Genomic DNA, 6949 nt, shown 5'->3' with positions numbered 1-6949 from the left:
CGGCACGATCACCGGCGCCGGGTCGCTCACGAAGGGTGGCGCAGATACGCTGACACTGACCGGCGACAACACCTACTCGGGCGGCACGAAGATCAACGCCGGCACCTTGCAGCTCGGCAATGGCGGCACGACGGGCAGCGTGAGCGGCAATATCGTCGATAACGGCACGGTTGCGTTCAACCATTCCGGCACCATCACCTATGGCGGCGTGATCAGCGGCACGGGCGGCGTGGTCAAGGACGGATCGGGGCAACTCAACCTCAACGGGACAAGCACGTATTCGGGGCCGACCCTGGTGAACGCGGGTACGTTGGCGGTGAATGGTTCCATCGGCAATTCGACGGTCACCGTGAACAGCGGCGGCACGCTCGGCGGGACCGGCAAGGTCGGCGGCCTGATCGTGAACACAGGCGGCACCGCGGCGCCCGGTGCCGCGAATACGACGCTCGACGTGGGCGGCAACGTCAGCTTCGCGCCGGGTTCCACGTACCAGGTGCAGGTCACGCCGCAGCAAGGCAATTCCATCGATGCAAGCGGCACCGCGGCGCTTGGCGGGGGCACGGTGCAGATCAGGCCATCGACGGGAACCTATGCGCCGAATACGACCTACACCATCCTTACGGCGGGCGGCGGCGTCACCGGCACGTTCGCCAGTACGGTCTCGAGCCTCGCGTTCCTTACGCCGACACTCGGCTATGGTCCGAACAGCGTCTTCCTGACACTCAAGCCGAACGGCAATTCGTTTGCCGATGTCGGCACCACGCAGAACCAGCGTGCGGTTGGCACCGCGCTCACCGCGATGGGGCCGGGCACGCCGATCTACGACGCGCTCATCACGCAGGACAAACCCACGGCGCGCATCGCGCTGAACAACATGTCGGGCGAGATTCACGCGAGCGCGAAAAGCGTGCTGCTCGACGACAGCCATTACATTCGCGATGCCGTGTCCGACCGCATGCGCCAGGCGCTGGCGCCATCGACGGGGCCGCTGGCAGCGCTCGCATCCGGGCCGGCTTCGTGTCTCGATGATGCCGGCGATCGCATCGATGGCAACGACAAGGCCGCCGACATCACGTCGCGAGGCGCATGCAACCTCAAGCCGCGTCTGTCACCGGTGGCCTGGGGCCAGGCATTCGGTTCGCAAGGCCGGCTTGGCAGCGATGGCAACGCGGCAAGCGTCGATCGCAGCAGCACGGGTTTCGTGATCGGCGCCGATACCGCCATCAACGACACCTGGCGCGTCGGCGCGGCCGGCGGCGTGGGCCATACATCGTTCGATACCAGCGCGCAGGACGCATCGAGTTCGATCGACAGCTATCACCTCGCGCTGTATGGCGGCGCCCAGTTCGGCGCGCTCGCGGTGCGTGTCGGTTCGGCGTACACGTGGAATCACGTGCGCGTGGACCGCAGCGCGAGCTTCGCGGGCTTCTCCGATAACCCCTCGTCGAGCTACAACGCCGGGACCGCGCAGGTCTTCGGCGAAACCGGTTACGCGATACCCGTTGGCAACGTCGCGCTGGAACCGTTCGCGGGGCTGGCGTACGTGAACCTGCACACCGATGGCTTTGCCGAAAGCGGCGGCGCGGCGGCATTGCAAAGCGGGAACGATACGCAGAACCTCGTGTATTCGACCTTGGGTGTTCGTGCGGCTACACGTCTGGAACTGAGCAGCTCGACGGCTATCACGCCGCGTGCGATGGTCGGCTGGCGTCACGCATTCGGCGATGTCACGCCGACGTCGCGGCTTGCTTTCGGCGCAAGTGCAACGACGTTCTCGGTGGCGGGCGTGCCGATCGCGCGTGACACGGCGGTGGTCGAGGTCGGGCTCGACGTGAGTGTTGGCAAGAGTGCCACGGTGGGAATTTCGTATTCCGGCCAGTACGGCGGGGGGTATCGCGATAATGCGATTCAGGGGAATGTGATGTGGCGGTTTTGAGGGGTTGAGTGCGGCGGTCGTGGGGTTGATCGCAGCGGCTGCGATCAACCCCACGCTTACTGCCAAAAATCAGCACGAACGAAACGGGCGGCCCAAGCGCGCAACCAAACCTCCTGTACGATTGACGCCTCAATCCAGAGGCGGAGCGCCCAAGGCTCATGAACCTGCAACGATCCCGTGCACGCAATGCCCTTGCGCTGCTCGCCGCATTCCTGATGTGCATGCTCCGCCCCGCGTTCGCGGCCGACACCATGGAGACCGAACAACCATCCACCACGATCAGCGACGTCCACGTCTTTACCATCGCTGACGATGGTTCCCTCACCGAAGACGATGAAATCACGCTGAAAGCCAATACATCCGCAGGTATCGGCGATGTCGCGCAGCGGTATGTCTGGTTCGACAAATCCACATCGACGGTCCAGGTCAGCGACGCCTATTCCGTCAGCGCCGATGGCACCCGCCATGACGTTGCCCCCGACCAGATCCGCGAGATCCAGGAACCGCGCTCCGCCGGCGCCCCGACCTTCGCCGACGGCCGCCTCAAGGCGGTGATCTTCCCTGCCGTCGATGCCGGGTCGACCGTGCATCTGCGTTTTCACAAGACGGTGTCGAAGTCGGTCATTCCCGGACAGTTCGATTATTTCGTGGAGCCCGCCCGCGGTCCCGTTCAAAGCCAGACGCTCGTCTTCGACCTGCCCGAAGACAAGCCGCTTTACGCCGATGCGCGCGGCTACAAAGCCCTGTCGCCTGTCACGCACAACGGCCGCACGCGCTACGAATTCGCATACAGCACGCTGCACTACGACCGCGTTGAAGCGGGTGCGGTCGGCTACGTGCAATTCGGCGATCGACTGATGGTATCGACGTTTTTCGATTACAAAAGCTTCGCGGCGAGTTATCGCGATGGCGCCATCGATCCAACCGCAAACGATCCCGCCATTCGCAATCTGGCTGAATCGCTGACGCGTAACAACGCCACCTCCCGCGAAAAAGCCGCGACGCTCTACGACTGGGTTCGCCACAATATTCGCTACGTATCGCTTTATCTGGGGCAAAGCCCCGCCGTCCCGCACAAGGCGTCGCAGATCCTCGCGAACCGCTATGGCGACTGCAAGGACTACGTGGCGCTGTATGGGGCGTTGTTATCGGCGGCCGGAATCGAGAACGAGCCGGCGCTGGTCGCGCTCGGATCGGTGTACACGTTACCGTCGGTGCCGGGCTACGGCGCGAGCGCGATCAATCACATCATCACGTGGCTGCCGGGCTTGAATATGTACGCCGATGCCACCGCTTCCGCCGTCGAGTTCGGATATCTGCCGCTTGCCGAGATGGATCGGCCGGCATTGCTCGTTGGCGATGGCACGCTCACACGGACACCGCCAACGCAGCCGCTATCACGCGATGTGCGTTTGCAGATCGCGGTAGCGCCGGATGGATCAGCGGCGTTTTCGTCGCAAGTTGAAGATGGGGGGTGGAGCGCGGGACCCGAGCGCGCGATCCTGCGGCACGCGGCGCCCCAGCGCCGTCAACAAATCGGCGATGCCCGTCTGCATGCGACCGGGCTGCGCGGCGCTGCGAGCCTGACGGCAAGCGACCTGGATGCCACCGGCACGCCTGTCACCACGACAATACGCGGCACGCTCGATGACGTCGTGTGGTCAACCGGAACCACGGCATTACCGGCGCTCACGAGTTTGTCGGGCGGCATCGCATCGCAAGTCGAGAACCTGCTTGCCGAACGCGTTCGCACGCAACCGTTCGTGTGCATTGGCGGCAACTTCAACGAAGTCGCGCAACTGAGCTTGCCGAAGACCGTGCGCGTGAATGACGTCCCTGCGGACACCAATATCAGCGATACGTTCTTCACGTATTCATCTCGCTATGTATTCGATCCTGCGACCAACCTGCTCCAGACCGAGCGTCATCTGCAGGCGAACTTCGGCAAGCAGGTGTGCTCGCCCGCCGAGTTCGCCGCCATGCAGCCGGCGTTGAAACGCATTGAACGGGATACGAAGTCGCAGGTCGTCGTCAAGTCGACGACGAATTGAACGACATCAGGCGGCAGCCTTGGAAAAGTCCTGCTCGCCGCCAAGCGTATCGACGATATCCGCCAGCATCTTTGCGAGCTCGCCCGTCATCAGCGTGAAGTCGGAATCGAAGACTTCGTCGTCACCGTGCGCGGTGGGATCGGCTGCTTCCTTGATGACATCGAGCGGCGTGATGCGCTTGATGGTCAGTGACGGCGTCAGCACGAAAGAGATCCGGTCCTGCCACGTCATCGCAAGACGCATGCATTGCTTGCCCGCTTCGATATGACGGCGCATGTCGTCGATCTCGAGCGCATGGCCCACATAACGCACGGTCGCGTTGCCTTCGCCGCTCGAACGCAGCTCCGTGTCCTGATCGAGTGAAAAGCCACCGGGACCTTCTCCCGACAGCAGCCAGTCCGTCATTGCCGCGACCGGCGCCATTGCGACACGCACGCTTGCAAGCGGCAATTGATCGATCGATTTCACGAGCAGACCGAGGACGTCGTCAGCGAGCGTGGGCGATGCTGCATCGATCACGAGCCAGCCGTTGACGGTATCGATCCACACGCGTGTATCGCGGCGAATGCTGAAGGCGCGCGGCAGGAGTTCGTCGGTGACTTGTTCCTTGAGTTCGCGCATTTGCTTGCGGCCAGGCTTGAATCCCTGCTGCTCTTCCAGCTCAGCGGCGCGTTCCTTGACGAACTGCGTCACCACCGAGGCCGGCAGCAACTTCTTTTCCGCGCGCGCGACGAGCAGCATCTGGCGATTCTTGGCATAGACGAGTGATCCGTCATCGCGCGGCGATGCCCAGCCGTGGCTCTGCATTTCCACGCCGCCGCCCGGCACGAACGCGTGCGGAGCAAGCCATTTTTCGATCTGTTCAGGAGTGACGGCCCAAGGGGCCGGGAGACGATGAAGCTGAAGGTTCTTGAACCACATAGGCATCCGGGCAAAACGCACTATTCTATAGGACAGTGAACAGGCGTTTGCACAAATGAACCTCGACATGCGGCAAGCAGTATCGGCAGACTCTGAATGGTTGTACGAGACCTACAAAGAAACGATGGTCGGCTTCGTCACCCAAGCGACCGGCTGGGACGAACACGCTCAACGAACGGGATTCGCGAAAAGCCTTCGCCAGGGTTCGTGCAGGATCGTGATGCAAGGCGACGAGCGTTGCGGGTTCGTGCACTGGGAGGTCGAACCGGATCTGGTCTGGCTGCGGATGTTGTGCGTCGTTCCTGCGGTGCAGCGGCAAGGCATCGGACGGAAAATGCTAAACGACATGGCGTCGTTGGCGTACAGCTTGAACAAGCCGCTTTACCTGCATGTCTTCCGATGCAACAGGATCGCGTATGCATGGTATGGCCGGGTGGGTTTTGTCGAGACAGACGATGATGCAACAATCGCTACATTGATGCTGGGCGGCGGGTAGAACCGGAACCGCCCAACTGAAGCACAGGTTCTAGAGCTCGGCAATCTGCGTGGTCAGTTCCCTGATCATCCCGCCCAGATACATGGCCGTTTCTTTTCCCGATTTCTCCGGGTTGTTAAAACTGCATGCCACGATTTCCTTCAGCAAGCCCGCTTCGAGCGCTGCCTGCACCATTTCGACTGCTTTCCTTGCTGCCTCGTCCCTGGCGTACACGGTCATGGTCGTCCCCTCGAGTGGCCGATATCGGCTGGTTCGATTCTACGCGCGTGCTGACAGCGTGCCGCTTGACGACGACACGTTTTAAATGGTGCAACGCAGGGACCATGCGATGAACGGATGATGGCGCGAAATGCGCGCCATCATCCGAGGTGTTTGAAGCGGGGCTGCAAGCTCACTCGCCGCCCCTGGCTCGCTGAAAATGTTTGGCAACAACTTTCGAGGAGAACGCGAGTTGTTTTTAATTTATCCGAAAAACGCGAGTTGCTCAACGGCAATCGCGTTTGTCTGAGGGACATACTTCGCCCAATACCATGTAGCGCCGGCAATTCGCTGGAAACGGCAATTCAGTTTTGCAGTTCTCTGGCGAATAATCGGAATGCAAAGGCACGCAATGCAACTTCAGCGCCGTTGCGTCGTGTGCCGTTTGTCAAAACTATCAGCTTTGATCTTGCGCGTGTTGCGCAGCTTGTTCGATTAACGCCGCGACTTCCTTCGGATGCGACTCATAAACGGAATGGCTGGCGCCCGGGATCTCGACAGTGTGACTATGCGCACGCGCGGCGTACATGCGCTCCAGATCCGGGTTGATGATCTTGTCCGACTTGGCAACCATGTACCAGCTCGGCTTGGTCTTCCACGCCGGGTCGGGGATCTCGCCGGAGAAGACCGATGCTGCCGTCGGCATCTGCGCATTCGCTTCGAATTGAGCTTGCTTCAGCGGCAAGTCGGCCGCGAAGTCGGCGGGGTAATCGGCCGGATTCAGAAACAGGAAACCGTCCGGCGTCTTCACGACGGCCTTCGTCGAGTTCGGATACTTCTTGCCGTTGCTGACTTCGGTTTCACCCACATCGAGCGCATGTGCTGCGATATAGACCAGCGCCTTCACATGAGGATCGTTGCCGGCTTCCGTGATGATCGCGCCGCCATAGCTGTGACCCACGAGCACGACCGGGCCGTCTTCACGATCCAGAACGCGCTTGGTTGCGCTCACGTCTTCGCCAAACGATGTCAACGGCTCTTGCACGAGCTTCACGTTGTATCCGTCTTTCGTCAGGATGTCATAGACAGGCCGCCATCCGGCTCCGCCAACAAACGCGCCATGAACCAGGACAATGTTCTTGATCGGTCCGTGAGCCGGGGGCGCCGCCATCATGGCAGCGGGTGAAGCCTGCTGTTCCTGCACGGGTTGCATCTTCATTTGCATTTGCTGAGCGAATGCGCCGGTTGAAACCAATGCGCTTGCGATGAGCGAGAGGACCAGTTTGGCATGGATCTTCATTTTCAAAACTCCAGGATATAAGCGGTGTGTGTAGGGGCGAACACCGT

General features: G+C 61.3%; 6 protein-coding genes. 3 read left to right on the top strand and 3 right to left on the bottom strand.

Features of this window, described 5'->3' with window-relative positions:
* Together ACFFAR_RS19980 and ACFFAR_RS19975 are read left to right on the top strand one after the other, a co-directional pair.
* A partial coding sequence (locus ACFFAR_RS19980) for an autotransporter domain-containing protein (protein ID WP_375508327.1) occupies positions 1-1936 on the top strand: 1936 nt, incomplete at its 5' end.
* A 158-nt stretch (positions 1937-2094) separates the two neighbouring features.
* On the top strand, positions 2095-3987 hold the full coding sequence (locus ACFFAR_RS19975) for a DUF3857 domain-containing protein (RefSeq protein ID WP_174362218.1): 1893 nt from the start codon (positions 2095-2097) through the stop codon (positions 3985-3987).
* 6 nt (positions 3988-3993) lie between these two features.
* Here ACFFAR_RS19975 and ACFFAR_RS19970 read toward each other — a convergent pair whose 3' ends face one another.
* Positions 3994-4908 (bottom strand): recombination-associated protein RdgC, encoded by a 915-nt coding sequence (locus tag ACFFAR_RS19970; protein WP_062171658.1) that lies wholly within the window; start codon positions 4906-4908, stop codon positions 3994-3996.
* 55 nt (positions 4909-4963) lie between these two features.
* Here ACFFAR_RS19970 and ACFFAR_RS19965 point away from each other — a divergent pair, with 55 nt between their 5' ends.
* Complete coding sequence (locus ACFFAR_RS19965; RefSeq protein ID WP_375508326.1) at positions 4964-5404, top strand: GNAT family N-acetyltransferase; 441 nt, start codon at positions 4964-4966, stop codon at positions 5402-5404.
* 30 nt (positions 5405-5434) lie between these two features.
* Here ACFFAR_RS19965 and ACFFAR_RS19960 read toward each other — a convergent pair whose 3' ends face one another.
* Positions 5435-5623 carry a hypothetical protein gene (locus ACFFAR_RS19960; protein ID WP_062003427.1) on the bottom strand — a complete coding sequence of 63 codons (189 nt, stop codon included), beginning with the start codon at positions 5621-5623 and terminating at the stop codon, positions 5435-5437.
* Positions 5624-6059: 436 nt separating this feature from the next.
* Positions 6060-6908 (bottom strand): alpha/beta hydrolase, encoded by an 849-nt coding sequence (locus ACFFAR_RS19955; RefSeq protein WP_375508328.1) that lies wholly within the window; start codon positions 6906-6908, stop codon positions 6060-6062.
* Between the last annotated feature and the right edge of the window lie 41 nt (positions 6909-6949).

This window comes from uncultured Caballeronia sp. (assembly GCF_964243625.1).
Taxonomy (GTDB): Bacteria; Pseudomonadota; Gammaproteobacteria; order Burkholderiales; family Burkholderiaceae; genus Caballeronia.
The sequence above is the reverse complement of the archived record's forward strand: the minus strand, read 5'-3'. Positions and strand labels throughout refer to the sequence as shown.

Excerpts from the sequence above, each read along its gene's own strand:
- ACFFAR_RS19960 (WP_062003427.1), bottom strand. The coding sequence starts at position 5,623 with ATGACCGTGTACGCCAGGGACGAGGCAGCAAGGAAAGCAGTCGAAATG.
- ACFFAR_RS19970 (WP_062171658.1), bottom strand. The coding sequence starts at position 4,908 with ATGTGGTTCAAGAACCTTCAGCTTCATCGTCTCCCGGCCCCTTGGGCC.
- ACFFAR_RS19975 (WP_174362218.1), top strand. The coding sequence starts at position 2,095 with ATGAACCTGCAACGATCCCGTGCACGCAATGCCCTTGCGCTGCTCGCC.
- ACFFAR_RS19965 (WP_375508326.1), top strand. The coding sequence starts at position 4,964 with ATGAACCTCGACATGCGGCAAGCAGTATCGGCAGACTCTGAATGGTTG.